This window comes from Peribacillus sp. YIM B13477, from assembly GCF_042787955.1.
Taxonomy (GTDB): domain Bacteria; phylum Bacillota; class Bacilli; order Bacillales; family DSM-1321; genus Peribacillus; species Peribacillus frigoritolerans.
In genome coordinates, this window is sequence record NZ_JBHZPD010000001.1 from 272,954 (window position 1) to 297,686 (window position 24,733).

28 protein-coding genes and 1 other annotated feature are annotated in these 24,733 nt (G+C 41.9%); of the genes, 22 read left to right on the top strand and 6 right to left on the bottom strand.

From position 1 onward, the window contains the following. The first annotated feature begins 21 nt into the window (after positions 1–21). The 16 genes from ACFX4H_RS01320 (at position 22) to ACFX4H_RS01395 (ending at position 14,639) form a co-directional block, all read left to right on the top strand. Positions 22–420, top strand: a complete 399-nt coding sequence (locus ACFX4H_RS01320; protein ID WP_377433616.1) for a cytidine deaminase — start codon at positions 22–24, stop codon at positions 418–420. Beyond that, a complete protein-coding gene (gene era, locus ACFX4H_RS01325; RefSeq protein ID WP_034308493.1) occupies positions 413–1,342 on the top strand; it encodes a GTPase Era in 930 nt (309 codons plus the stop codon). The genes ACFX4H_RS01320 and era overlap by 8 nt, the downstream gene beginning before the upstream one ends. Positions 1,343–1,441: 99 nt before the next feature. Next, on the top strand, positions 1,442–1,585 hold the full coding sequence (locus tag ACFX4H_RS01330) for a YqzL family protein (protein ID WP_065310843.1): 144 nt from the start codon (positions 1,442–1,444) through the stop codon (positions 1,583–1,585). A 33-nt stretch (positions 1,586–1,618) separates the two neighbouring features. Next, a complete protein-coding gene (gene recO, locus ACFX4H_RS01335; protein WP_249598429.1) occupies positions 1,619–2,371 on the top strand; it encodes a DNA repair protein RecO in 753 nt (250 codons plus the stop codon). A gap of 58 nt (positions 2,372–2,429) precedes the next feature. Continuing rightward, positions 2,430–2,606, top strand: a binding site (T-box leader). Positions 2,607–2,701: 95 nt separating this feature from the next. After that, positions 2,702–3,598, top strand: a complete 897-nt coding sequence (gene glyQ / locus ACFX4H_RS01340; RefSeq protein ID WP_377433619.1) for a glycine--tRNA ligase subunit alpha — start codon at positions 2,702–2,704, stop codon at positions 3,596–3,598. Further along, positions 3,585–5,654: a glycine--tRNA ligase subunit beta gene (gene glyS / locus ACFX4H_RS01345; RefSeq protein ID WP_377433621.1), complete on the top strand. Its 2,070-nt coding sequence runs from the start codon at positions 3,585–3,587 to the stop codon at positions 5,652–5,654. Before glyQ ends, glyS begins: the two co-directional genes overlap by 14 nt. Before the next feature lie 161 nt (positions 5,655–5,815). After that, a complete protein-coding gene (gene ccpN / locus ACFX4H_RS01350; RefSeq protein ID WP_034308483.1) occupies positions 5,816–6,454 on the top strand; it encodes a transcriptional regulator CcpN in 639 nt (212 codons plus the stop codon). A 28-nt stretch (positions 6,455–6,482) separates the two neighbouring features. Further along, entirely contained in the window at positions 6,483–7,292 is an 810-nt protein-coding gene (locus ACFX4H_RS01355) for a pyruvate, water dikinase regulatory protein (RefSeq protein WP_034311346.1), read from the top strand. Positions 7,293–7,804: 512 nt separating this feature from the next. Further along, on the top strand, positions 7,805–8,260 hold the full coding sequence (locus ACFX4H_RS01360; protein ID WP_034311344.1) for a YaiI/YqxD family protein: 456 nt from the start codon (positions 7,805–7,807) through the stop codon (positions 8,258–8,260). A gap of 51 nt (positions 8,261–8,311) precedes the next feature. Further along, positions 8,312–10,117, top strand: a complete 1,806-nt coding sequence (gene dnaG, locus ACFX4H_RS01365; protein ID WP_241635516.1) for a DNA primase — start codon at positions 8,312–8,314, stop codon at positions 10,115–10,117. Positions 10,118–10,152: 35 nt separating this feature from the next. Continuing rightward, complete coding sequence (rpoD, locus tag ACFX4H_RS01370; protein WP_034308477.1) at positions 10,153–11,286, top strand: RNA polymerase sigma factor RpoD; 1,134 nt, start codon at positions 10,153–10,155, stop codon at positions 11,284–11,286. Positions 11,287–11,464: 178 nt separating this feature from the next. Continuing rightward, positions 11,465–11,812 (top strand): hypothetical protein, encoded by a 348-nt coding sequence (locus ACFX4H_RS01375; RefSeq protein ID WP_377433623.1) that lies wholly within the window; start codon positions 11,465–11,467, stop codon positions 11,810–11,812. Continuing rightward, positions 11,813–11,995, top strand: a complete 183-nt coding sequence (locus ACFX4H_RS01380; protein ID WP_377433625.1) for a hypothetical protein — start codon at positions 11,813–11,815, stop codon at positions 11,993–11,995. Between the two features lie 235 nt (positions 11,996–12,230). Continuing rightward, the gene (gene cccA, locus ACFX4H_RS01385; protein WP_034308472.1) at positions 12,231–12,599 is read left to right on the top strand and encodes a cytochrome c550; all 369 of its coding nucleotides are present in this window, start codon (positions 12,231–12,233) and stop codon (positions 12,597–12,599) included. A 217-nt stretch (positions 12,600–12,816) separates the two neighbouring features. After that, positions 12,817–13,524 (top strand): tRNA (adenine(22)-N(1))-methyltransferase, encoded by a 708-nt coding sequence (locus ACFX4H_RS01390; protein ID WP_098865778.1) that lies wholly within the window; start codon positions 12,817–12,819, stop codon positions 13,522–13,524. Continuing rightward, complete coding sequence (locus tag ACFX4H_RS01395) at positions 13,521–14,639, top strand: Nif3-like dinuclear metal center hexameric protein (protein ID WP_377433629.1); 1,119 nt, start codon at positions 13,521–13,523, stop codon at positions 14,637–14,639. Before ACFX4H_RS01390 ends, ACFX4H_RS01395 begins: the two co-directional genes overlap by 4 nt. A gap of 45 nt (positions 14,640–14,684) precedes the next feature. Here the strand turns inward: ACFX4H_RS01395 and ACFX4H_RS01400 are convergent, their stop codons facing one another. Both ACFX4H_RS01400 and vrrA read right to left on the bottom strand, forming a co-directional pair. Further along, a complete protein-coding gene (locus ACFX4H_RS01400) occupies positions 14,685–15,629 on the bottom strand; it encodes a 4-hydroxy-3-methylbut-2-enyl diphosphate reductase (protein ID WP_377433631.1) in 945 nt (314 codons plus the stop codon). A 127-nt stretch (positions 15,630–15,756) separates the two neighbouring features. Continuing rightward, positions 15,757–16,443 (bottom strand): VrrA/YqfQ family protein, encoded by a 687-nt coding sequence (gene vrrA / locus ACFX4H_RS01405; RefSeq protein WP_096337724.1) that lies wholly within the window; start codon positions 16,441–16,443, stop codon positions 15,757–15,759. A gap of 423 nt (positions 16,444–16,866) precedes the next feature. Here vrrA and ACFX4H_RS01410 point away from each other — a divergent pair, with 423 nt between their 5' ends. Then, entirely contained in the window at positions 16,867–18,180 is a 1,314-nt protein-coding gene (locus ACFX4H_RS01410) for a DEAD/DEAH box helicase (protein ID WP_063590613.1), read from the top strand. A gap of 12 nt (positions 18,181–18,192) precedes the next feature. Further along, positions 18,193–19,086, top strand: coding sequence for a deoxyribonuclease IV (locus ACFX4H_RS01415; RefSeq protein ID WP_241634581.1), 894 nt, complete (start codon positions 18,193–18,195; stop codon positions 19,084–19,086). Positions 19,087–19,186: 100 nt separating this feature from the next. On the opposite strand, the gene ACFX4H_RS01420 is transcribed toward ACFX4H_RS01415, so the two are convergent. Continuing rightward, a complete protein-coding gene (locus tag ACFX4H_RS01420; protein WP_048677987.1) occupies positions 19,187–19,447 on the bottom strand; it encodes a DUF2624 family protein in 261 nt (86 codons plus the stop codon). A 211-nt stretch (positions 19,448–19,658) separates the two neighbouring features. Here ACFX4H_RS01420 and ACFX4H_RS01425 point away from each other — a divergent pair, with 211 nt between their 5' ends. Genes ACFX4H_RS01425 through ACFX4H_RS01435 form a run of 3 tightly spaced genes read left to right on the top strand, consistent with a single transcriptional unit; the run spans position 19,659 to position 21,719 of the window. Next, positions 19,659–20,423 carry a metal ABC transporter ATP-binding protein gene (locus ACFX4H_RS01425; RefSeq protein ID WP_053535720.1) on the top strand — a complete coding sequence of 255 codons (765 nt, stop codon included), beginning with the start codon at positions 19,659–19,661 and terminating at the stop codon, positions 20,421–20,423. Between the two features lie 21 nt (positions 20,424–20,444). Continuing rightward, positions 20,445–21,278: a metal ABC transporter permease gene (locus tag ACFX4H_RS01430; RefSeq protein WP_034308452.1), complete on the top strand. Its 834-nt coding sequence runs from the start codon at positions 20,445–20,447 to the stop codon at positions 21,276–21,278. Between the two features lie 15 nt (positions 21,279–21,293). Continuing rightward, positions 21,294–21,719, top strand: a complete 426-nt coding sequence (locus tag ACFX4H_RS01435; protein ID WP_034308449.1) for a Fur family transcriptional regulator — start codon at positions 21,294–21,296, stop codon at positions 21,717–21,719. Between the two features lie 37 nt (positions 21,720–21,756). Here ACFX4H_RS01435 and ACFX4H_RS01440 read toward each other — a convergent pair whose 3' ends face one another. After that, a complete protein-coding gene (locus ACFX4H_RS01440) occupies positions 21,757–22,341 on the bottom strand; it encodes a 5' nucleotidase, NT5C type (protein ID WP_328137317.1) in 585 nt (194 codons plus the stop codon). Between the two features lie 168 nt (positions 22,342–22,509). Here ACFX4H_RS01440 and ACFX4H_RS01445 point away from each other — a divergent pair, with 168 nt between their 5' ends. Then, positions 22,510–22,980: a DUF308 domain-containing protein gene (locus ACFX4H_RS01445; protein ID WP_241634579.1), complete on the top strand. Its 471-nt coding sequence runs from the start codon at positions 22,510–22,512 to the stop codon at positions 22,978–22,980. Positions 22,981–23,074: 94 nt separating this feature from the next. On the opposite strand, the gene ispG is transcribed toward ACFX4H_RS01445, so the two are convergent. Continuing rightward, the gene (gene ispG, locus ACFX4H_RS01450; RefSeq protein WP_187050875.1) at positions 23,075–24,187 is read right to left on the bottom strand and encodes a flavodoxin-dependent (E)-4-hydroxy-3-methylbut-2-enyl-diphosphate synthase; all 1,113 of its coding nucleotides are present in this window, start codon (positions 24,185–24,187) and stop codon (positions 23,075–23,077) included. 212 nt (positions 24,188–24,399) lie between these two features. Further along, complete coding sequence (locus tag ACFX4H_RS01455; protein WP_057278832.1) at positions 24,400–24,732, bottom strand: type IV pilus assembly protein FimV; 333 nt, start codon at positions 24,730–24,732, stop codon at positions 24,400–24,402. Position 24,733 lies beyond the last annotated feature (1 nt).

Consider the following 24,733-nt stretch of genomic DNA (forward strand, 5'->3'; position numbering starts at 1 on the left):
AATTTGAAAGGAAGATGTGAATTGAATACAAAAGAATTGATTGAGGAAGCTAAAAAAGCAAGGGATAAAGCTTATGTGCCTTACTCCAAGTTTAAGGTGGGGGCAGCCCTTTTAACCGCTGATGGAAAGGTCTATCATGGTTGTAATATAGAAAATGCTGCATACAGCATGTGTAATTGCGCCGAAAGGACAGCTTTATTCAGCGCTTATGCCCATGACGAAAAAAAATTCACCAAACTTGCAGTCGTGGCGGATACCGATGGTCCCGTCGCTCCATGCGGGGCATGCAGGCAGGTTATTTCAGAACTGTGCGAAAAGGATATGCCGGTCGTTTTGACCAATTTACATGGGGATATAAAAGAACTAACAGTACAGGAATTGCTTCCAGGAGCTTTTTCACCGGAGGATTTAAATGGATAAACTATTTGACGATACACAAGTAAAAGGTTACAAATCAGGTTTCATTTCAATAATTGGACGACCTAATGTAGGAAAAAGTACATTTCTGAATCGGGTCATCGGTCAAAAGATCGCCATTATGAGTGATAAACCGCAAACTACAAGAAATAAGGTCCAGGGTGTACTTACGCAAAACGATTCACAAATGATTTTCATCGATACACCCGGCATTCATAAACCAAAGCATAAGCTTGGCGACTTCATGATGAAAGTGGCAACGAATACATTGAAGGAAGTCGATTTGATTCTCTTCATGATCAATGCGACTGAAGGGTACGGACGCGGGGACGAGTTCATCATCGAAAAACTTCAATCCGTAAAAACGCCTGTTTTCCTGGTCGTAAATAAAATCGATGCGATGCATCCAGATGATTTACTTCCGATCATTGAAAAATACCAACAGCTTTACCCTTTTGCGGCAGTCGTTCCGATTTCTGCGCTTGAAGGAAATAATGTGGATACACTGCTTGAACAAATCAAAGAGCATCTGCCTGAAGGTCCCCAGTTCTATCCAGCTGACCAAGTGACCGACCATCCGGAACGTTTTATCATTTCGGAATTGGTCCGTGAGAAGGTGCTGCACCTGACACGGGAAGAAATTCCACATTCAGTGGCTGTTGTCATCGATTCAATTAAAAAGATGGACAATAGCGACACCATTAATGTCATGGCGACTATCGTTGTCGAACGGGATTCACAAAAAGGCATTGTCATCGGAAAGCAAGGGAAAATGCTTAAAGAAGTCGGCAGCCGTGCCAGGGTGGATATCGAAAACCTATTGGGCTCTAAAGTTTTCTTGGAACTGTGGGTGAAGGTACAGAAGGATTGGCGTAACAAAGCAAGCCAGCTTCGCGATTACGGCTTCAATGAAAGCGAGTATTAATTAACAAAATTTACGCATCATGAAAGTTAGGAAAACGGTCAAGCTAATCATATGGTCGGATATTCATAATGCTAGTTAAAAATGAAAGGTGGGCTTTATATGTTGGATTTTACCTGGGAATTATTCACTGAAACAGGTAATGTGGACACCTATTTGCTGTTTAAGGAGATAGAAGTCGAAAGACAGGAAAGACACTTGGGATTGAATGATGAGCTAGCAGAAATTGATTTTCCTGTTTCATAGGTTAGCCTTGGCGAGCATGGGTGGTGTCTTGGTATGCTCCAAAAATGTGAGGGCATTGTCATAAGGCGAACTGCATATGGAGAAAATAACAAAATCATTACTATATATACCCGTGAGCTAGGGAAAATTGGCGTCATGGCGAGAGGGGCCAGTAAACCTAACAGCAGGCTTTCTGCCGTCACACAGCTTTTTTGCTCCGGGTATTTTCTTGTAACCACTTCAACCGGACTCGGCAGTCTTCAGCAAGGCGAAATGGTCGATTCACTCCGTTTCATAAGGGAGGATCTTTTTGCCACCGCTTATGCTTCATATATTGTTGAATTGCTTGATAAAAGCGTCGAGGATAAGAAACCGAATCCATATTTGTATGAATTGCTTTTGCAAACCTTGCATTACATAAACGAGGAATATGACGCGGAGGTTTTGACATTCATTTTTGAAATGAAGATGCTGCCCGTCAATGGGATTAACCCAGTGTTGAATCAGTGTGCCGTATGTGGTGAAACGGAAGGGGAATTCTCCTTCTCGCTTCGGGAAGCGGGCTTTATTTGTCACCGCTGTCTGGGGAAAGACCCTTATCATTTTAAAATTTCACCTGCAGCCGTCAAATTGCTTCGGATTTTTTATTATTTAGATTTATCAAGGCTCGGAAACATTTCCGTCAAGCCTGAAACGAAAAAAGAACTGCGGAAGATCATCGATGCATATTATGAGGAATATTCCGGTCTGCTTTTGAAATCAAAAAAGTTCCTGAAACAGATTGATACGATGAAAGATATGTTTTAGGTTCTGACCTATTGACATTCCATGCTAGTTTGTATAAAATTCTAATCATCAAAATAAGAAGATTGCGTTGATGGAAAAGAGTATCTGTCATTCTCCATAAAAAGCGAACCCGGGACGGTGGAAGCCGGGATATGGATTTACAGGGAAGGGCGTTTCCGGAGCATGTTGCTTTGAAAAGAGGCCGTTTTGTAAACGGCAATTAGGGTGGAACCGCGGGTAAACTCTCGTCCCTATGCATTTCGCATAGGGACGGGAGTTTTTTGTTTGCCAAAATGTAATGGGTTTCCGACCTATAATCTAAAAGCCGTTTAAATAACCTGGAGGTGTACGATGAATATTCAAAATATGATTTTAACGTTACAAAAGCATTGGTCTGAGCAAGGCTGCATATTGATGAATGCTTATGATGTCGAGAAAGGGGCAGGTACGATGAGCCCATACACGTTCCTGAGAGCCATTGGACCGGAGCCTTGGAGCGTGGCTTACGTAGAGCCTTCCCGCCGTCCTGCTGACGGTCGTTATGGTGAGAACCCTAATCGACTGTATCAGCATCATCAGTTCCAAGTGATCATGAAGCCGTCGCCTGACAATATCCAAGAGTTATATTTGGATTCATTACGTGCTCTAGGGATAAATCCGCTCGAGCATGATGTTCGCTTTGTGGAGGACAATTGGGAAAATCCATCTCTAGGGTGTGCCGGACTCGGTTGGGAAGTGTGGCTTGATGGAATGGAAATCACGCAATTTACATATTTCCAACAGGTGGGCGGCCTTGAGTGTAAACCGGTTTCCGTGGAAATTACATACGGGATCGAACGTCTCGCCTCTTACATTCAAGATAAGGAAAACGTATTTGACCTAGAATGGACAGATGGATTCACTGTTCGCGATATATTTGGTCAGCCGGAATACGAACATTCGAAATATACGTTCGAAACCTCCGACCTTGACATGCTGTTTCAGCTTTTCACGATGTATGAAAAGGAAGCGCATCGACAAATGGAAGAAGGACTTGTACATCCTGCATATGATTATGTTTTGAAATGTTCCCATACATTTAACCTTTTGGATGCCAAAGGTGCCATCTCGGTGACGGAAAGAACGGGTTATATTGCCCGGTGCCGTAACTTAGCGCGTAAGGTTGCCAAAACCTTCTATGAAGAGCGGGAAAAATTAGGCTTCCCGATCCTGAAAGTGAAAGGGGAGAATACAAATGAGCAAGCGTGATTTGTTATTGGAGATTGGATTGGAAGAGCTGCCTGCCCGTTTTGTGACAGCATCAATGAAACAGTTGTCAGATAAAGTGCAGAAATGGCTAACGGAAAAAGCGATAGAATTCGGGACGGTTGAAGCTTTTTCCACACCAAGACGTTTGGCCGTATTGGTGAAGGACGTGGAAGAATCCCAAAAGGATATCGAAGAAGAGGCAAAAGGTCCGGCAAAAAAAATCGCGTTGGACAGCGAAGGCAACTGGTCTAAAGCAGCATTGGGATTCGTCAGGGGTCAAGGCATGACTTCAGAGGACATTTATTTTAAAGAACTCAAGGGTGTGGAATATGTCCATGTGAATAAATTCATAAAAGGACAGCAGACCGTTCAGCTTTTATCTGAGCTTGGTGAAATCATCAGCGGCATGACGTTCCCGAAAAATATGCGCTGGGCCAATCAGGAGCTCCGCTTCGTCCGTCCGATTAAATGGCTGATTGCCTTATTTGGCAATGAAATAGTGCCATTCAGCATTGCTGATGTGGAAACGGGCCGTGAAACAAAAGGACATCGTTTCTTAGGCAATAGCGCCATCATCGAGCAGCCGGAACGGTACGAAGATACGCTGACAGAACAATTTGTAATGGCAGATCCAGATAAACGCCGGCAAGTTATATTGGATCAGATTAAAGAGCTTGAGCAGGAGAAAGGCTGGATCATCCCTGTCGATGAAGATCTGCTTGAAGAGGTAAATAATTTGGTAGAGTATCCAACGGTGTTATTTGGACATTTTGAAGAAGAATTCCTTGAGCTTCCTGCTGAGGTACTTATCACATCAATGAAGGAACACCAACGTTATTTCCCTGTTAAAGATCAGGAAGGGAACCTGCTTGCTTACTTTGTAACCGTGCGTAACGGCGATGACCGCCATTTGGATAAGGTTTCTAAAGGTAATGAAAAAGTATTGCGTGCCCGCTTATCGGATGCAGCATTTTTCTATAAAGAAGATCAGAAAAAAGAGATTTCGGATGCTTTGAAAAAGCTTGACAGCATCGTTTATCATGAAGAAATCGGTACATTGGCCGAGAAAACTGCCCGGGTAACTGAAGTGACCGGTGCTCTTACGGATGCTTTGAATTTAAAGGCGGAAAAAGAAATGGCGCTTCGTACAGCGGCAATTGCCAAGTTCGATTTGGTAAGTAATATGGTTTATGAATTCCCTGAATTGCAAGGGTATATGGGTGAAAAATATGCTCTCTTAAAAGGGGAAGCCAAAGAAGTGGCCGCGGCTATCAATGAACATTATATGCCAAGGCATGCGGATGATGATGTACCGCCTTCAGTCATTGGCGCGGTTGTGAGTTTGGCTGAAAAAATTGATACTTTGTCTTCGTTCTTCGCTATTGGCGTCATTCCGACAGGTTCCCAGGATCCTTACGCATTAAGAAGGCAGGCGAGCGGTGTCGTCCAAATTCTAGCTGAGAAGAAATGGAATATTTCATTAGAGGAGCTTATTGTTTTAGGTCTTAAAGGACCGGAATCAAAAGGTATCTTAAAACGTGATCTTGAAGAAGTTAAAGCGGATATGTTCACATTCTTTAAAGCACGTGTCAAACACATGCTTCAAGAACAGCAAATCCGTTACGATTTGATTGACGCAGTTTTGTTCAATGAAATCGGTTATATCCACTCAATCGTGGAACGTGCACATGTATTGGATGCGAAAAAAGAAGAAGCAGGCTTTAAGGAAAGCCTGGAAGCTTTAAGCCGGGTCATGAACATTGCCGTAAAATGTGACAATCAGGTGACAGTCGACCCTGCTGCCTTTGAAAATGATCAAGAAAATGCGTTATATGTAAAATATCAAAAAGTGGCAATGCGTTATATGGAATCTAAAGATGAGAATGAGCGGTTTGAAGACCTTGTTTCGCTTCAATCGGAAATAGAGTCATATTTCGAGAATACAATGGTCATGGCAGAGGATGAAGCAATCCGTAACAACCGTTTATCCTTAATGAAGGAAATCAGTGATTTGGTTGCAGGTTTTGCTGCCATGAATAAAATCATCCTTACATGATCGAAAGGATGTATGGAATCGGAAACCCTTTGAATATGGGTTTCCGATTTCTTAAAAAGATAAATGGTCAATAAATAGGACAAAAATGCCCTAATTAAATTATTTAGTATATAATTATTAAATGAATAACTTTTGTTACTTTACTCTGCGAAAGCAGTGGGGTGGTGATTATAATCCAATTGAATAAGCGTCAGGAACAAATTTTACAAATTGTAAAAGAAAACGGACCGATTACTGGAGAACATATTGCGGATAGATTGAACCTTACCAGGGCGACACTTCGCCCGGATTTAGCGATTTTAACGATGGCAGGTTTTCTTGATGCCCGGCCCAGAGTGGGGTATTTCTATACAGGCAGGTCAGGGACACAGCTTTTGACAGATAGCCTTAACCATCTTTATGTACGGGACTACCAATCGATACCTGTCGTCGTTGACGAGGGCATTTCCGTATACGATGCAATCGTCATGATGTTTTTAGAAGATGTCGGAACAATGTTCGTCGTCGATAAGCATGCATTGCTTGTTGGTGTCTTATCAAGGAAAGATTTATTGCGTGCGAGTATTGGGAAACAAGAGCTTAACTCCATTCCAGTCAATATCATCATGACTAGGATGCCCAATATTACAATGTGTTCAAAAGAAGACCTTTTGATTGATGTTGCCAAAAAACTGATTGATAAACAAATCGACTCATTACCGGTCGTCAAAGACACAGAAAAGGGCTATGAAGTAATTGGAAGGATTACAAAAACCAATATTACGAAAGCATTCGTAGCTTTGGCTGATGAAGGCTATTAGGGGGCTTGCAAAAGGAATGACGGAGAATATGAACGGTTCTATTATATATGTTGTATCGGATTCAGTAGGGGAAACAGCGGAATTGGTCACTAAAGCCGCTGCAAGCCAGTTCTCGGGATCTGCTTTTTCCATAAAGAGAATTCCGTATATTGAAGATGAACAAAACGTGGATGAAGTGATATCACTGGCTAAGTTGGATGGGGCGATCATTGCTTATACTCTGGTGAAGCCAGCAATTAGAGCGTATATGAAAGCACAGGTCGAGAAAGAAAACCTGGCTGCTTATGACATTTTAGGGCCGCTCATGGACATCCTTCAGGAAAGGGCTCCAAAAGGTCCGCTTAATGAACCTGGTCTGGTAAGAAAGCTGGATGATGACTATTTCAAGCGTGTGGAAGCCATTGAATTTGCTGTAAAATATGATGATGGACGTGACCCACGCGGCATTTTACGTGCAGATATCGTCCTTGTGGGTGTTTCACGCACTTCCAAAACGCCATTATCACAATATTTAGCCCACAAACGCTATAAAGTGGCGAACGTACCTTTAGTGCCTGAAGTGGAACCGCCAGAAGAGCTGTTCCTGGTACCTCCTGAAAAATGCATTGGTTTAAAGATCAGCCCGGAAAAGCTGAACCATATTCGTAAAGAACGATTAAAGTCACTTGGGCTCAATGATCATGCCATTTACGCAAATGTGGAGCGCATAAAAGAAGAATTGACATACTTTGATAAAATCATATCAAGGCTGAATTGTCCTATCATTGATGTAACCAATAAAGCTGTTGAAGAAACAGCCAATTTAATCATCAATATCCTTCAAAACAAAAACCGTTGATCCTTAAATTAAGGCAAATTAAAATGTGAGCTAGACACTCTATGTGTCAGCTCACATTTTAATGCCAAGGTCAAATAAGGGATTAATAAGAATAAATTCAAAATAATTACATAGAATTCCTCTTAGTTTCCACGTGCAAATCCATTGATTTGCATGAAAACACATTCGGAATTTAAATGTTGGCATCTTCTAAACAAATAGACTATAATAAAAAATTGTGAGAAAAAAGTAATCTTAAGGTTTAGACTTAATTAATAAGGAATAAACTAAAGGTTAATGAGATGTCAAGGTTTTTATCATAAAAATAATTCGACATGTTCCGTATAATTCAGGAGAGGCTGGTCTTTTTCAAGGCAAATGAGGTGCTTTCACTTGAATAAACAGGTATTCTTTGAAGGATAATGTTTGCTCTACTAGAGGGAACGCTCTGAATCAATGCTGGAAATTCACCATATCTTCATAAAGTTTAGGGGAGAAAAAGGATTATGCAGAAAGATGTAGAATTAGAAGGTATGAATAATAAACCTACGATACACGTCGATGCCGATGCATGCCCGGTGAAAGACGAAATCCTTCATTGTGCAAGTTTGCACGAAATTGAAGTCTGTTTTGTTGCATCATATAAAAATATGATGAATAACCCTGAAGGTAAATGGGTATATGTCGATGCAGACAAAGAAGCGGCAGATCTTTATATAGTAAACTCAGTAAAAAAGGGTGATATTGTCGTTACTGCAGATATTGGTTTGGCTGGGACACTGCTTCCTAAAAACGTTTATGTCCTTTCGCCAAGGGGAAAAGAATACACGGAAGAGAATATTTTCATGCTTTTGGATATGCGTTATCAGTCGGCGAAACTCCGCAGGCAAGGCAAGCATACGAAAGGGCCGAAAGCATTCACAAAGGAAGATCGTGCATGTTTTACAAATAAACTCATGAAAACATTGTCGAACTTTGCAGGGAATTAGGAAACAGTATCGAATAAGAAACTATCACCAATATTGCAAGGTGGAAAAATGATAAATGGCCGTATAGAAGATGAGAAAATTAATCAAATTCGTGAAGCTGTTGACATTGTTGATTTAATTGGGGAGTATGTCCAGCTGAAGAAGCAGGGGCGCAATTACTTTGGCCTATGTCCTTTTCATGGTGAAAACTCGCCCTCGTTTTCCGTTTCAACGGAAAAACAAATCTTTCACTGTTTCGGTTGCGGGGCAGGCGGAAATATTTTTACCTTCTTAATGGATATAGAAGGCTACAGCTTTGTGGAATCTGCAAAAGTTTTAGCTGAAAAAGGAAATGTTCCTTTGGAAGTTGAAATCAATAAGGATTCCAAGCGTTCCAACATGCCGGCAGGCGCTCAGCAAATGGTTGAAGCCCATGACCTGCTGAGAAAGTTTTATCATCATCTCCTCGTTAATACGAAAGAGGGGCAGGATGCTCTCGAATATTTACTTAACCGAGGGTTTACTGAAGAGACGATAGAAAAGTTCCAAATTGGCTACTCTTTGGATTCATGGGACTTCGTTTCCAAGTTTCTTTTAAAACGCGGGTTTCCAGCGGAATACATGGAGCAGGCAGGGCTTATTATTTTCAGGGAAAAAGACGAGTCATATTTTGACCGTTTCAGAAATAGAGTCATGTTTCCAATTATGGATCATCAAGGAAATACGATTGCGTTTTCAGGAAGAGCAATGGGGGACGATGAGCCCAAATATTTGAATAGTCCTGAAACGCCAATCTTTAATAAAAGTAAAACTTTATATAATTTCCATCATGCAAGACCACACATACGAAAGAAAGAACAAGCAGTCATTTTTGAAGGCTTTGCCGATTGCATTTCAGCAGTTGGCGCAGGTGTGGAGAATGCGGTCGCTACAATGGGCACTGCCCTGACGGACCAGCATATCCAGCTTTTAAAAAGAAATACTGACCAGATACTTATTTGCTACGATTCGGACTCAGCGGGACTGAACGCTGCCAATCGTGCAGTCAATATGTTACAGGACCATGAGTTTTCCGTGAAAGTCGCTCTCATGCCTGATAACCTGGACCCCGATGACTACATAAAGGAATTCGGTGAAAAAAGCTTTGTTTCTGAAGTAATAGGGGCCAGTTTAACCTACATGGCATTCAAAATGCATTATTTGCGTCGAGGGAAAAATGTAAATAATGAAGGAGATCGAATTCAATATATCGAAGAAGTCCTTAAAGAAATTTCGCGATTGCCCAATGCAGTGGAGAGGGATCATTATCTCCGGCAGCTATCCTCTGAATTTTCCCTTTCATTGGATGCGCTGGAACAGCAGCAGCGTCAGGTGTTCTTTACGGAACGCAAGAAGGGGACATTGCCGCAGCCAGCAGCCCAAAAGAAAATGGCCCTGCAATATGAGCATAAGTTAAAACCTGCTCACCATAATGCTGAAACGAAGTTGATTGCCCATATGCTGAAAAGCAGGGATATGACTTTCAAAATTCAGCAGTTGCTTGGGCAAACGGTCTTTCATGTAGATGAACATCAGGCAATCATCACCTATTTATATGCGTTCTATGAAGATGGACACGAACCGGATACAAGCTTTTTCCTTACTTATTTACCGGATCCAAACTTGAGAAGGATCGTTTCGGAAATAGAAATGATGTCAGTGAATGAGGAAGTTACCGATAAAGAACTGACCGATTGTATAAATCAAGTGTTGAAATATGAAAAGTTGTTAAAGATAAAAGAAAAACAAGTTGAAGAAAAAGATGCAGTTAGACGAAGTGATTATGTCACTGCTGCACAAATTGCCATGGAAATCATTAAATTGCGTAAAATGTTGTAGTCGTTTAGGTGTAAGTCCTGGAAGGAGGGGAACTAATGGCTGAAAAACCAGCACGTTCCAAACAAGTTGATAATGAATTTAGCCTTGAACAGGTGAAAGAAAAACTACTAGAGCTAGGTAAAAAACGAGGCTCTTTGACTTTAGAAAAAATCGCTGAAATGATTGGCGGTTTTGAGTTGGATTCCGATCAAATGGATGAGTTCTATGAGGTGTTAGCAGAAAACGGCGTCGAAATACTCACTGATGGTGAGGAAGACGAAGATGAAGATGATCCAGATGAGAAGAAACTTGCAAAAGAAGAAGAGTTTGACTTAAATGATTTAAGTGTTCCTCCTGGCGTGAAAATTAATGACCCAGTACGCATGTATTTAAAGGAAATTGGCCGGGTCGACCTTTTATCGGCAGAAGAGGAAATCTCTTTGGCGACGAGAATTGAAGATGGAGATGAAGAAGCGAAACGCCGTTTGGCAGAAGCTAACCTACGTCTTGTTGTCAGTATCGCCAAGCGTTATGTCGGACGCGGAATGCTTTTCCTTGATTTGATTCAGGAAGGTAATATGGGACTTATCAAAGCTGTGGAAAAATTTGATTACCGCAAGGGATTCAAATTCAGTACGTATGCAACATGGTGGATTCGCCAAGCGATAACCCGTGCCATTGCCGACCAAGCAAGAACGATCCGGATACCGGTGCATATGGTGGAAACCATCAATAAATTGATTCGTGTCCAAAGACAGCTTCTTCAGGATTTAGGACGTGAACCTTCACCGGAAGAAATTGCGGAGGACATGGACCTGACTCCCGAAAAAGTTCGTGAAATCTTGAAAATAGCTCAGGAGCCTGTTTCACTGGAAACGCCAATAGGTGAAGAAGACGATTCACATTTAGGTGATTTCATTGAAGATCAGGATGCGACTTCCCCATCGGAGCATGCAGCATATGAACTATTGAAAGAACAGCTTGAAGACGTATTGGATACTCTTACTGACCGTGAAGAGAACGTCTTGAGACTCCGCTTTGGACTTGATGATGGCCGTACCCGTACACTTGAAGAGGTAGGTAAAGTGTTTGGGGTCACCCGCGAGCGTATCCGTCAAATCGAAGCGAAGGCGCTGCGTAAACTGAGACATCCAAGCCGAAGCAAACGATTGAAAGATTTCCTTGAATAGAATATATGCCCTTAACAGAGCCCTCTTTGAATGCCCAGCGTTCGGGAGCGGCTCTTTTTTTCAATTCCGATGTAAAAATATCCTAATCAGGACAATAGTTATCCATTTTTCCGTATAACGGAAAAAGATTTAAAAGCTAAGCCGTTAAAAAGAAGTTCATCATGAGGATGTGAGATTCATGGATGAAATGAGAAAGAAAATCATCATTCAAGAAATAAACTCCTGGAAGGAAAGTCGTATGCTTCCGGAGCAATATTGTAATTACCTGCTTGTATTATACGGTCAAGGCGAACTTCCGCCATCAAAATCGAATGAAACCGCGAGCAAAAAAAACGACATCTTTTTCGGGGTGTTGATTGGAACTTTTTTTGCATTTATTGTATTTTTGAATTATTTTACTGAAATAACCATAAGAATGCAAATGCTTATGACAACAATTTCAATACTTGTCTTTGGGCTGGCAGTCCGCCGCTTAAAAGACAGGAAAATCATTTTTCAGATGTCGTTGATGGGGATGGTACTATAATTGCTTTTATTAACTGTAAGTTTGGCGGAATTCATGGCACCCGGCAAAGCGGGTATCCTTTATATTTTCTTATTCATTAATTGCGGATTCTGGATTTTATTGGGCTATAAGCTGAAGCTGCTCCATTTTTCCATAGCGGGAAGCCTTGGGGCACTGGTCACTCTTTACTTTTTAATATTATAATTCAAGGAAACTCCAGCGGTTTTAAATAATGATTTTTGGGTATTATGAAACATATGTAAGAAAAAGTAAAATTGTTTGGAAATATACATAAGTTTTTGACAATTTTAAGAAATTATATAATATCTTCTATTTTTGGGCTTTTACTTGAAACTCTTTTCAAGTAAAATAATATATAGCTGTTTGTATATAATATTAAATATGGTAAGTTTAGGTTCTACATAGGGGAGGAAATACTATGAATCGCAATCCAGTAATGCCTTTTATTATTATCATGGTTTTTGGTATTGGACTTATGTTTTTACTTTCGTTTAAAGGTTTGGGTGATGCCAAAGATCTTGCCAAGGAAAAAGAGGGCGGCGAAAAGACAGAAGAAACAGAAAGTGCCTCAGCATCACCTGAGGACATTTATAAGCAAAACTGTATCTCTTGTCATGGTGACGCCTATCAAGGCGGTGTCGGGCCTGCTCTAAAAGGAGTTGGCGATCGCCTGTCAGTGGACGAGGTTAAAGACGTGATCACTAATGGACGAGGTGCAATGCCACCAGGTTTAGTCGAAGAACAGAACATTGACGCCATGGCCGAATATATTCATGGACTGAAATAATTCATGAAACTGACTCAAGAAATCGTTGGAAAGCGAACTTTTTGAGTCAGTTTTTCATTTATTCAGAAAAGGGAGAATCCAGATTGCAGTTTTTCTTTTGCCCATGTATAGAAAGAACCCTATTTCTCCTTTCTGTAATTTTTCGATTGAACTTGGTATAATCGAATGGGAAAGTAATTATAGCAAGACATTATTTGAATTAAGAGAGTTGATAAATATGAATCATGAAAAACTATCGATGAGATTAGAACGTGTTGCCATACATATACCAAAAGGAAGCATCCTAGCAGACATAGGATCAGACCATGCTTACTTGCCGTGCTATGCGGTGACTAACGGCTTGTGTGCCAGCGCCATAGCAGGTGAGGTTGTAGAAGGACCCTATCAGTCAGCACGCAAGCAAGTGGCAATGACGGGTCTTGGAGACAAGATAGAGGTCCGTAAAGGAGATGGGCTTGAAGTATTGAATCCCGATGAAGCGACATGCATTACGATTGCAGGCATGGGAGGGACTTTAATATCAAGTATATTGGAAAGCGGAAAAGCGAAACTCGGCAAGGCAGAAAGGCTAATCCTTCAGCCTAATGTCGGTGCAGTGAATGTTCGCAGCTGGCTGATCGAAAACGGCTGGGAACTTTGTGGAGAGGAGATCCTTGAGGAAGATGGGAAGATCTATGAGATCTTAATTGCCAAAAAAGGAGACCCGCTCCGCCCTTATGGTGTAAACAAGCAAACGGGCCTCACTTTTGGTCCATTCTTAAGAGAGCAATTCAGTGAAATTTTCATAAAAAAATGGCAGCTTGAGAAAAAACATTTGGAGAGAATCATCGAACAATTGGATGAAAGCGGAAGAAGCGGACTGGAAACGAAGCGCAATGAATTGAAGTCCCAAATTTCGGTAATCGAGGAGGTGCTTAAAGGTTGAAGACAGTGAATGGTCACAAAATCATTGAGATGTTTGAACAATTCTCCCCAAAGCATTATGCAATGGAGGGTGATCCAATCGGGCTGCATGTCGGGCAGTTAAATAAGCCGGTTACTAAAGTGCTGATTGCCCTTGATGTGCTGGAAGAGGTTGTAGACGAAGCGATCGAACATGGCGTGGAATTGATCATTGCCCACCATCCGTTAATTTACCGACCATTGAAAAAGATCGATACAAACACAGCTGGAGGCCGCATTATCGAAAAGCTGATCAAACATGATATCGCTGTTTATGCTGCACATACCAATTTGGATGTTGCTAAGGGCGGAGTGAATGATTTACTTGCCGAAGCGCTTCAATTGCAGGACACAGAGGTATTGATTCCAACCTATGAGACAGCTCTTAAGAAATTGGTCGTATATGTTCCAAAGACCGACGAACAAAAGGTGAGGGAAGCCTTGGGCAAGGCGGGGGCCGGAGCGATCGGGAACTACAGCAATTGTTCGTTTTCGGGGGAAGGTACCGGACGCTTCTTGCCAGGTGAAGGCAGTGAACCGGTTATCGGCTCTGAAGGAAGGCTTGAAGAAGTAGCTGAAATGCGGATTGAAACGATATTCCCGGAAAATATCGAGAAGAAAGTACTAGCTGCGATGATTAAAGCTCATCCATATGAAGAGGTTGCTTACGATATATATAAACTGGAGAATAAAGGGGAGTCACTTGGCTTAGGAAAGATTGGTGTACTTGCCGAAGAAATGACGCTTGAACAATTTTCCGAACATGTGAAGCGGACACTCGATGTTGAAAAGGTCCGTGTCGTGGGAGATCTGCAAAGTCCGATAAAAAAAGTGGCCGTTTTGGGCGGAGACGGCAATAAATACTTTACGACAGCAAAATTCAAGGGTGCCGATGTTTACGTTACTGGTGATATGTATTACCATACAGCCCATGACGCGTTGATGATTGGACTGAATATCGTCGATCCCGGCCACAATGTTGAAAAGGTGATGAAAAAAGGGGTGGCACGATTCCTTGAAAAAACGTGCCGCGAAAAGAACTGCGATGTGGAATTCATTCCATCCAGGCTGAATACAGACCCATTCCGCTTCATTTGATAACACGAAAAAGGCAGCCTAGTGGCTGCCTTTGAATTTGTGCAATCATTTCTTCACTTTAATTTTAGGTAAAATTTTATGCAATGGCGTTTTCTTTTCGGTATTCCAAGTTGCTTCATCATTTGCTTCATATTGTTCTAGAAATGCGATAACTTCCTTCGTGATCGGAGTTGGTGTAGAAGCCCCCGAAGTGACGGCAACCGTTTCTGCACCTTTTAGCCATTCAAGGTTCAGCTCGGAAATGTCAGCGATTCGATAAGCTCTCGTCCCGGCAATTTCTTGGGACACTTGTGCAAGACGGTTTGAATTATTACTCTTAGGATCTCCGACAACGATTAAAACATCAGCTTCGCCAGCTTGCTCGGCAACGGCTTCTTGGCGAACCTGTGTCGCTAAGCAAATTTCCTTATGGACTTCGGCATGTGGAAACTTTTCCTTGACTTTATCCATGATATCCAAAACATCCCATTGGCTCATCGTTGTTTGATTGGTGACGATGATCTTATCACTATTCAAAGTCAAGGCTTCCACATCTTCATCCTTTTGAACCAGGTGAACGACATCGGGAGCAACTCCGACAGCACCCTCAGGTTCCGGATGGCCTTTTTTGCCAATATAAATGATTTGATAGCCTTCCGCTTGTTTTTCCCGAATTAAGTCATGTGTTGCGGTAACATCGGGACATGTTGCATCAAGCGTCACAAGCCCTTTTTTCTCAGCGATCTTCCTGATCTCAGGCGAAACGCCGTGAGCAGTAAAGATGACGGTTCCGCTGTCCACCTGTTCGATGATATCGTTGCGGTTGCTGCCGTCCAACGTGATGATGCCTTCTTCTTCAAACGCATCCGTCACATGTTTGTTATGCACGATCATTCCTAAAATGTAAATGGGACGTGGCAAGGTTTTATCTAAAGCCGCATTTCGGGCGATGACCATGGCATCGACAACGCCATAACAATAGCCGCGCGGGGAAATTTTAATCACTTTCATCTATGTGTCCTCCTTCAAGGCAAGAAACTCTCACTTTTTATACCTTTCTATTATATAAGACCATAGATGATATTACAAAACATCCTATTTACATAAAATCAGTTATTGGTAATTTTTTTTGTAGCCTTTAAATATAAAGCTTGGGACCTGAAGATCTCTTCCTTTTGGTTTCGGGACGAACTGGCGCAGTGGGGTTAGCTTCTATAGCTTTTTCTTTTTTCTTCGAAACCGTTTTTACCTCACTGTTTTCTTGTGCCCCAACCGCGGGGCCGCTTTCAACGGAAGCTCCGTCGTCCTTGGTCTCATCGGCTGATGATATGCTTCGGAAAACTTTCCACATGGAAGGCAGGTTTTTAATCACTGGACCGTATTGTTCCACCATAGGCGTGAATTGTTCAGCCGCTTGCAACACCTTTTGCGTGTTGGAAAGCATATTATTAAGGGAATCGGGGTTTTTTAATGTTTCTAAGATACCGCCTCCGCTGCTTCTTGAAGAACTTTGGTTAGTGGAACCCGCTGGCGCAAACAAATTCGGAGAAGCTGCTTTTTGTTTCGACTTACCGAGTATTTTTGACAATAACCCTTCTTTCTTTGCTGGCGGCATTTCCTGCCGCTGCTGTTGGTTGAATGGGCCGCGGAAACCTTGAGGTCCCTGTGGCACCTGCGGTCTGTTTGGAATCATCGGACGCTGCATCTGCTGATAAGGATGGGGAATTTGCGGTGACTGCCTGAATGGAGCAGGGGGCTGCTGCCTCCTTCGGCCATTGGGTGGCGGAAAACCGGGTCCGGGTTGACGATTTCTATTTGGGAACATAGGTTTCACCTCCTAAGAATATTATATGCTGGTGTAATCTTCTATATAAATTATGCAACTCGACAAAAAAGGTTTGAGGAAAGAGTGACTGGGCAGTTGTGAAGTAACCGGAAAGAAGGTAAGATGGTAACGGTAGTCTTTTAGCTCCATGTCTGCGGGGGATACGCTATGACCAGGACAGGGGCTTTTCGTTTGCAAGAGTCCATTTTAAGAGAACTAACCTCAGCGCTTGCGCTTTTTGTGTAATCCAGCTTCAGCGCCTAGCTCGATGTGAAAAAGAGGATTGCCCTCACAAGGCAAAAAGCGCCTTATGGGACAATCCCTATTTTCTTCACGAGCAACCCAGGCGCTTGCGCTTTTTGTGTAAAATTTATTATAATAACAGGACATGTCTTATGACTGACAGGATAAAGGGGTTTTTTGATGAAACAAAATCAATTTGAACGATTTAATTTGAAAAGCTACATTCTAGATGCGGTTCGTACTTTAGGGTTCGATAAGCCGACGGAAATTCAAGAGCGCGTGCTTCCGTCGCTTTTAAAGGGAAGTAGCTTAATTGGACAGTCGCAGACAGGTACAGGAAAGACACATTCCTATTTGCTGCCGATCATGAACAGGCTTGATGCTGGTAAAAATGAGGTTCAAGCGATTATTTCCGCACCAACCCGTGAGTTAGCGAACCAAATCTACAAAGAAGCTTTGAAAATTGCTGACCATTTCCCTGAGGATGAGCAGATTCAAGTCCGTTGTTTCATCGGTGGTACTGATAAACAGCGAATGATCGATAAATTGAAGACACAGCCGCAATTGGTAATTGGTACGCCGGGCCGGATCAAGGACTTGGTTGAAGCCCAGGCATTACAGGTGTACACAGCAAAAATGCTTGTGGTCGATGAAGCGGATCTTATGCTAGATATGGGATTCATAGAAGATGTCGATTTATTTGCATCACGCATGGCTGAAAAAATTCAAATGCTTGTCTTTTCGGCAACCATCCCAGAAAAATTGAAGCCGTTTTTGAATAAATATATGGAGAATCCAAAGTATGTTCAGGTGAATCCCAAGCAGGCGACCGCTTCGAAAATCGAACATGTTCTCGTACCGCTTCGCCACCGGAACAAAGAGCAGTTGCTTCATGACATCATCGTTCGTTATAATCCATATTTGGCGATTATTTTCACGAACACAAAGAAAATGGCGGACCATGTGGCTAATTCCTTGATCGATAAAGGGTTGAATGTCGGCCGTATTCATGGGGATTTAACGCCTCGTGAGCGTAAAAAAATGATGAAGCAAATCAATGATTTGGAGTATCAATTCATCGTTGCGACTGATCTGGCTTCCCGTGGAATCGATATTGAAGGTGTAAGTCATATCATTAACTATGAATTGCCTTCAGATTTGGATTTTTATATCCATAGGACGGGAAGGACGGCTCGTGCAGGATATTCAGGCATTGCCACTACCATTTACGATACTTCCGATGAAGATGCATTGAACCGCCTTGAAAAAATGGGCATCGAGTTCCGTGATGCCGATATCCAAAACGGTGATTGGGTTGATATCGACGAGCGTAATAAACGGAAAAACCGTAAAAAACAAAAATCTGATATCGATGTTAAGGCGAGCAGGCACATTAAGAAGCCAACTAAAGTCAAGCCAGGATACAAGAAGAAAATTCAACGAGATGTGGAAAACTTTAAAAAACGCGAACGTCGTATACAGAGAAAGAAATAGGGGAGAAATCAGATGCTGAAGATTGGATCGCATGTTTCAATGAGCGGGAAAGGCATGCTTCTTGCTGCGAGTCAGGAAGCGGCTTCGTATGGCTCCAATACATTCATGATCTATACAGGGGCCCCTCAAAACACAAGACGTAAAAAAATCGAGGATTTAAATATCGAAGCCGGAAGATTGCATATGGAGGAAAATGGAATCAGTGATATCGTCGTCCATGCTCCGTATATCATTAATATAGGAAATACCACGAATCCAGCCACATACGAACTTGGAGTCAACTTCTTACGCAGCGAAATCGATCGGACCGAAGCGATTGGCGCAAGGCAGATCGTACTTCATCCAGGTGCGCATGTCGGTGCTGGAAGCGAACTGGGAATCAAGAGAATCATCGAAGGTTTGAATGAAGTGCTGACTGCCGATGATAAAGTTCAGATTGCCCTTGAAACGATGGCGGGTAAAGGTTCCGAATGTGGCAGGTCTTTCGAAGAGCTGGCGATGATCATTGATGGTGTGACCCATAATGAAAAATTATCGGTTTGCTTCGATACTTGCCATACTCACGATGCCGGATATAATATCATCGAGGATTTCGATGGAGTACTGAATGAATTTGATAAAGTGGTCGGCATTGACCGAATCAAGGTACTTCACATAAACGATAGCAAAAACGAACGCGGCACGCGTAAGGACCGCCATGAAAACATTGGTTTCGGTCATATTGGTTTTAAGGCTTTGAATGATATTGTCCACCATCCGCAATTAAGCTCTGTTCCTAAAATCCTGGAAACACCTTATGTAGGGGAAGACAAAAAAGACAAAAAGGCCCCATATAAATTCGAAATTGATATGTTCAAGAATAAACAATTTGAAGAAGATTTATTGGAAAAGATCAGATTCCAATAATCACAAATAGAAAGGGACGATTCATCGATATGAAGATGAATCGTCCTTTCATTTTGACTTTGGATTAAGTATGCTCAAATCGTCAGCAGGCTTGGAATCTTTAAAAATTGGATGTAAGGTTGTTGAAGAGGGATTCTATTTCCCTGGCCGTGCTTGCTCCGGCAACTTTTGTAATTTGACCAAGTACGTTCTGTCTTTGACGTATATCAAAAATGTTAATATTTTTACCGGCTAGAAGTGCAGTAATATCCTGTGCTTGTTTTTGAGTGAGTGCAACCTTATGCTGTTTAGCAAGGGAAAGCAGTTCATCTGGGCGTATACTGTTGATTTTATGATTGACCATCATTTCAAATAATTTCAAACGATCTCCTCCTTTGTTAAAACATATGAAGGAAGTGGATGTATGTGAACATGAAACTTTGTTTGATTACGAAATTGGTTCAGATAACATTTTTTTGTGATTCAAGGCATATCGTCACTTGTTCGGAGGACCGGATTCTTTACATCTGGACTTCTTTGATTTATACTAACGATTGTTAATCGTAATGATTCTTAAAAAATAGGTGATCTCTTTGGATAATGTAGTAAACCCCATAGTTAAATTTGAAGATATATCTTACAAATATACAAAAGATCTGGTGCTGGAACATGTTTCGCTTGAAATTCCCAGAGGGGCATTCCTAGCTATCGTCGGGCCGAATGGATCCGGTAAATCAACGCTTTTGAAATTGCTGCTTGGTCTGTTCAAGCTCCAAAAGGGGAAAATTGAAATATTCGGGGAAGACATTCGGCGCTTTAAAGATTGGCAAAAGGTCGGGTTCGTTTCCCAAAAGGCAAATTCCTTCAACTCAGGATTCCCTGCCACTGTATTTGAGGTGGTTCAGAGCGGTTTGACCAAAAAAATAGGCTTATTTAAGTTCGCTGGCAAAGAGGATAAGCAAAAGGTTAAGAAGGCTCTGGAATCAGTGGACATGCTGGAATATCAAAACCGCAATATCGGGGAATTGTCCGGAGGCCAGCAGCAGAGGGTATTCATTGCCCGTTCACTGGTCAGCGAGCCGGAATTGATGATATTGGATGAGCCCACTGTTGGCGTTGATTCAAAAAACGTCCACCAATTTTATGAAATGCTTGAGATGTTGAATAAAAAATTAGGAATAACCCTGATTTTAGTAACCCATGATGTTGGTACTGTGACCGATAAAGTCACACATGTCGCCTGCTTGAATAAAAAGCTTCATTTTCATGGGGATGCCTGTGAATATAATGAGTTGGATGAAGGTGAACTCTCGTCCATTTATGGACATGGAGTCCAATTTTTAAATCATGATCATTAATATGTTTTGGAGGATAGCCCAATGATATCGGGGATATTGCAATTTGAATTTTTGCAGAACGCATTCTTGACCGGAATCATCATCGGAGCGATTGCGCCATTAGTGGGCGTTTTTGTCGTGGTAAGGCGGATGTCGATGATTTCCGATGCGCTCAGTCATGTAGCGCTTGCTGGTATAGCGTTCAGTTTATTGCTGCAGAAGAGCTTTCTATCTTTAGCAGGATTGAATCCACTTTATATTGGAATGGCGTTTTCTGTAGGTGGTTCATTATTCATCGAAAAATTAAGAGGGGTGTACAAGCATTACCAAGAGCTTGCAATCCCGATCATTATGTCCGGCGGCATGGGTCTTAGTGTCATCTTCATATCCATTGCTGATGGTTTCAATACGGATTTATATGGTTATTTATTCGGCAGTGTCAGTGCCGTCAGCCGTGCGGACTTGTACGTCATTTTGGCAGTGGGGCTAGTCGTAGCCTTGATGCTCACTTTATTGTATAAAGAATTATTTCTGTTATCATTTGATGAAGAGCATGCCAAAGCGTCTGGAATCCCTTATAAAGCGATTCATTTTATTTTTATCGTCATGGTCGCATTGGTTATTGCCGCTTCCATGAAAATCATTGGCATATTACTTGTTTCTTCGCTCATGACGCTCCCGGTAGCAGCCAGTCTCCGCTTTGCCAAGGGCTTTAAGCAGATGATTGGTTATTCGGTATTATTCGGTGAAGTTTCCGTCATAGGCGGATTATTCTTATCATACAACCTTGACCTCGCTCCCGGCGGGACCATTGTAATAATAGCTGTACTAATTCTCATCTTGTCAATTTTGTTTGATAAGTGGAAAAATCGATAGATGGGGTGATGTATTTTGAACGTAACTACTGCCATGCAACTTTTAAAAGATAAAGGTTTTAAGCATACAGGAAAGAGGGAAGAAATGCTTCAGCTCTTCTCTTCCAGCGATAAATATTTAACGGCCAAAGATGTATTGGAGAATATGAAACAGGATTATCCAGGTTTAAGCTTCGATACGATTTACAGAAATCTTTCATTATTTGTCGAGCTGGGCATCTTTGAAGCGACCGAGTTGGAAGGGGAAAAGCGTTTTCGTTTTACATGCGGTCATTCTTCCCACCATCACCACTTCATCTGTTTGAACTGTGGAAAAACGAAAGAAATTGAATTGTGCCCGATGCAGGAACTTCAGGAAAGCTTGAAGGACTACGATGTTTCGGGGCATAAATTTGAAATTTACGGACGCTGTCCTGCATGTAGCGTATCTTTGGAAGCATAAAAAACCATTGACCTCAAGTCAATGGTTTTTTCTTGTCTCATTTTATAGTTGCCGGTTTCCCTGACATCCATTGATTCACCCAGGCAGAGGCTTCTTGCCAATTGTTGACCCGAATCACCCTTTCAGGCACGGGATCTTGGTTGTAAGGGGTATTAAATAAAATCACGGGTATTTTACACTCTTCTGAAATCGCCACTGCATTATCGTGCTTGTCCTCCAAAAAGAGATCGACTTCGAATTTTTTGGCTGCAGCAATCTTATCGTGTGAACCTACAAGCTCTATATGATCATATAGGACTTGATTACTCGTGAACCAATTCTTCGTTACATCCAATAAACGGGAGCTCCTGGCACTGATGAAATAAAGGTTGGCTTGTTCTGTCCAATTTTCCAATACATCTTTCGCACCTTCAGCCAATAATGATTCGGAATAGATGAGCGGCTCGGTCTCGATGAACCATTTAGTGAAATCCTCTTTTGGAACATTCACGAAAGGCAATAAGTCATATTCGGTTATGTCTTCATATGCTAAATTCAGTTGAAATGCTTTATTTAAAAAGGGAACCATAGAATCAGGTCTTGTGACAGTTCCGTCTATATCGATGCCAAAACGTTTTTTCATGATGAATCTCTCCTCATTTTCAATACTTGTAATAGTGTAACATATCCCATCATAGCTTTGGTAAAAACCCATATTTATTTCCAAGACATGAAACCATTTTCACGATGGGTTCCTGCGATTTTTACATACACTATAAATGCTTCACAAACGAAAGTGAGGGATGCACGAATGGAAAAAGATCAATACTCCAGTATTGACGATGAAATGCAATTGACGAAAGAGGGCAGTGAACCATCCGTTGTGGATGATCAGCATCATGAGCGGTATTATAATGAAGATAAACCTGAAGATGACAGACGATATGAGAGCGGTGAGACCATAACCAATATGGATAACCGTTATCAGGAAGAAACGTCTGCCGAGATTTCAACACCGCCTCAGCGAATCAGGTCATATAAAAATGATGAGACCGAAGAGGGTAATGGTTTGGGGAATGTGGCATCAAGAGGAAAAGCGATTGGTGTCATAGCATTGATCATCTCCATTTTATCGTTATTCATGATGCCTTTCATTTTAGGGATTGTGGGTATCATTGTAGGTTTAGTTGCAAGAAGCCGGGGATCGAACCTGGGTACTTGGGCCATCGGCATAGGTGTTGTCTCCATCATCGTTGGCATATTTATCGCCCCGTTCTTTTAGCATCGTCAAACCCTTTGATGTCATTTACATCAAAGGGTTTTTCAAATGATAAAAAACAAAAAATCCCGATAATGAAAATTCGGGATTCTTTGTTTTATTTATTTAGTAATGCTGCTGCAGCAGCTTCGGCTCTTTGTTTTTCATAGTACTCTTCAGCGATTTTGTCAATTTCCTTTTTCAGTTCCTCGACCATCGTCTCTTCAGGCACTTTACGTACGATTTGTCCTTTTCTAAACAGTAAACCTTCACCGCGGGCGCCGGCTATGCCGATATCAGCCTCACGGGCTTCTCCAGGGCCGTTTACCGCACAACCAAGCACTGATACCTTGATTGGTGCTTTAACCGTCTGGATGTACTCTTCAACTTCATTGGCGATGGAAATCAAATCAATCTCGATTCGACCGCAAGTTGGGCAGGAAATTAAAGTGGCCATGTTGGAAGCAAGGCCGAATACTTTTAGGAGCTCCCTTGCCACCTTCACCTCTTCGACGGGATCGGCACTTAAGGAAACACGAATCGTGCTTCCGATACCCTGACTTAGGATGGCACCTAGTCCGGCAGCGCTTTTTACGGTTCCGGAGAACAGTGTACCTGATTCCGTGATCCCAAGGTGTAAAGGATAATCGAATGCTTTTGAAGCTTTTTCATATGCCTCGATTGCTAAATTCACATCGGAAGCTTTCATCGAAACGATAATATCATGAAAATCCAGATCTTCTAGAATCTTGATATGGTGTAAAGCACTTTCCACCATTCCATCAGCAGTCGGGTAGCCATATTTCTCGAGGATTTTCTTCTCTAGAGAACCAGCATTGACGCCGATGCGGATTGGTATTCCTTTAGCCTTCGCAGCTTTCACGACTGCTTCAACCTTTTCACGGCGTCCGATATTACCAGGGTTTATCCTGATTTTATCCGCTCCGCCTTCGATTGCCTTCAGTGCAAGTTTGTAATCGAAATGAATATCGACTACAAGAGGGATGTTTATCCGTTTTTTTATCTCAGAGATTGCGTCAGCTGCCCTTTCATCCGGACAGGCGACGCGTACGATTTGACATCCCGCCTCTTCAAGACGAAGGATTTCTGCAACCGTTGCTTCAACATCATGTGTTTTTGTCGTTGTCATGCTTTGTACTATAACTTCATTATTGCCGCCAATCGTTAAGTTTCCGACTTTAATTGGCCGCGTTTTGGTGCGATGTATGATTTCACTCAAGTGGAATTCTCTCCTTTAGGAAAAAATCAGTTTTGATTTTTAATTTGTTTCTCTGAAATATTGTATCAATGTACTTACCGCTTGACAAGGAAATAGGACGCATAATCTTTTTTCAATAAGTGACATCTCCTATTTAAGGGAGTTTTTGGTATTCAGAAATCCCCTTAAGTGTGTTTGTGAAGGCACTGATCCCCATATGAAAGTTATTTATAAACGGGAATTTTATAAGTTTTGCCAATCTGCATATTTTCTGGCTTCAATCCCTCATTCAAACTTTGAAAGTCAGAGATGATCGTTTCGATTGGGTGATTGGATTTGCCTTTTTCCTTTTCAACGATGGAGAGTAAGGTATCCCCGGGTTGCATGGTGATTTCTTTATAAGCGGCAGACGGCGCGGATGCAGGCTGGCTGGCCGGCACGGCCGGTTCGCCTGTAGAGGCAGGTGGATGGGAAGCCGGCAGGGTACCCGTAGTCAAATCAAAATAAATAATAAATAAAGTGAAACAGAATGAGATAAAAAGCAGTAGCCGTTTCAAT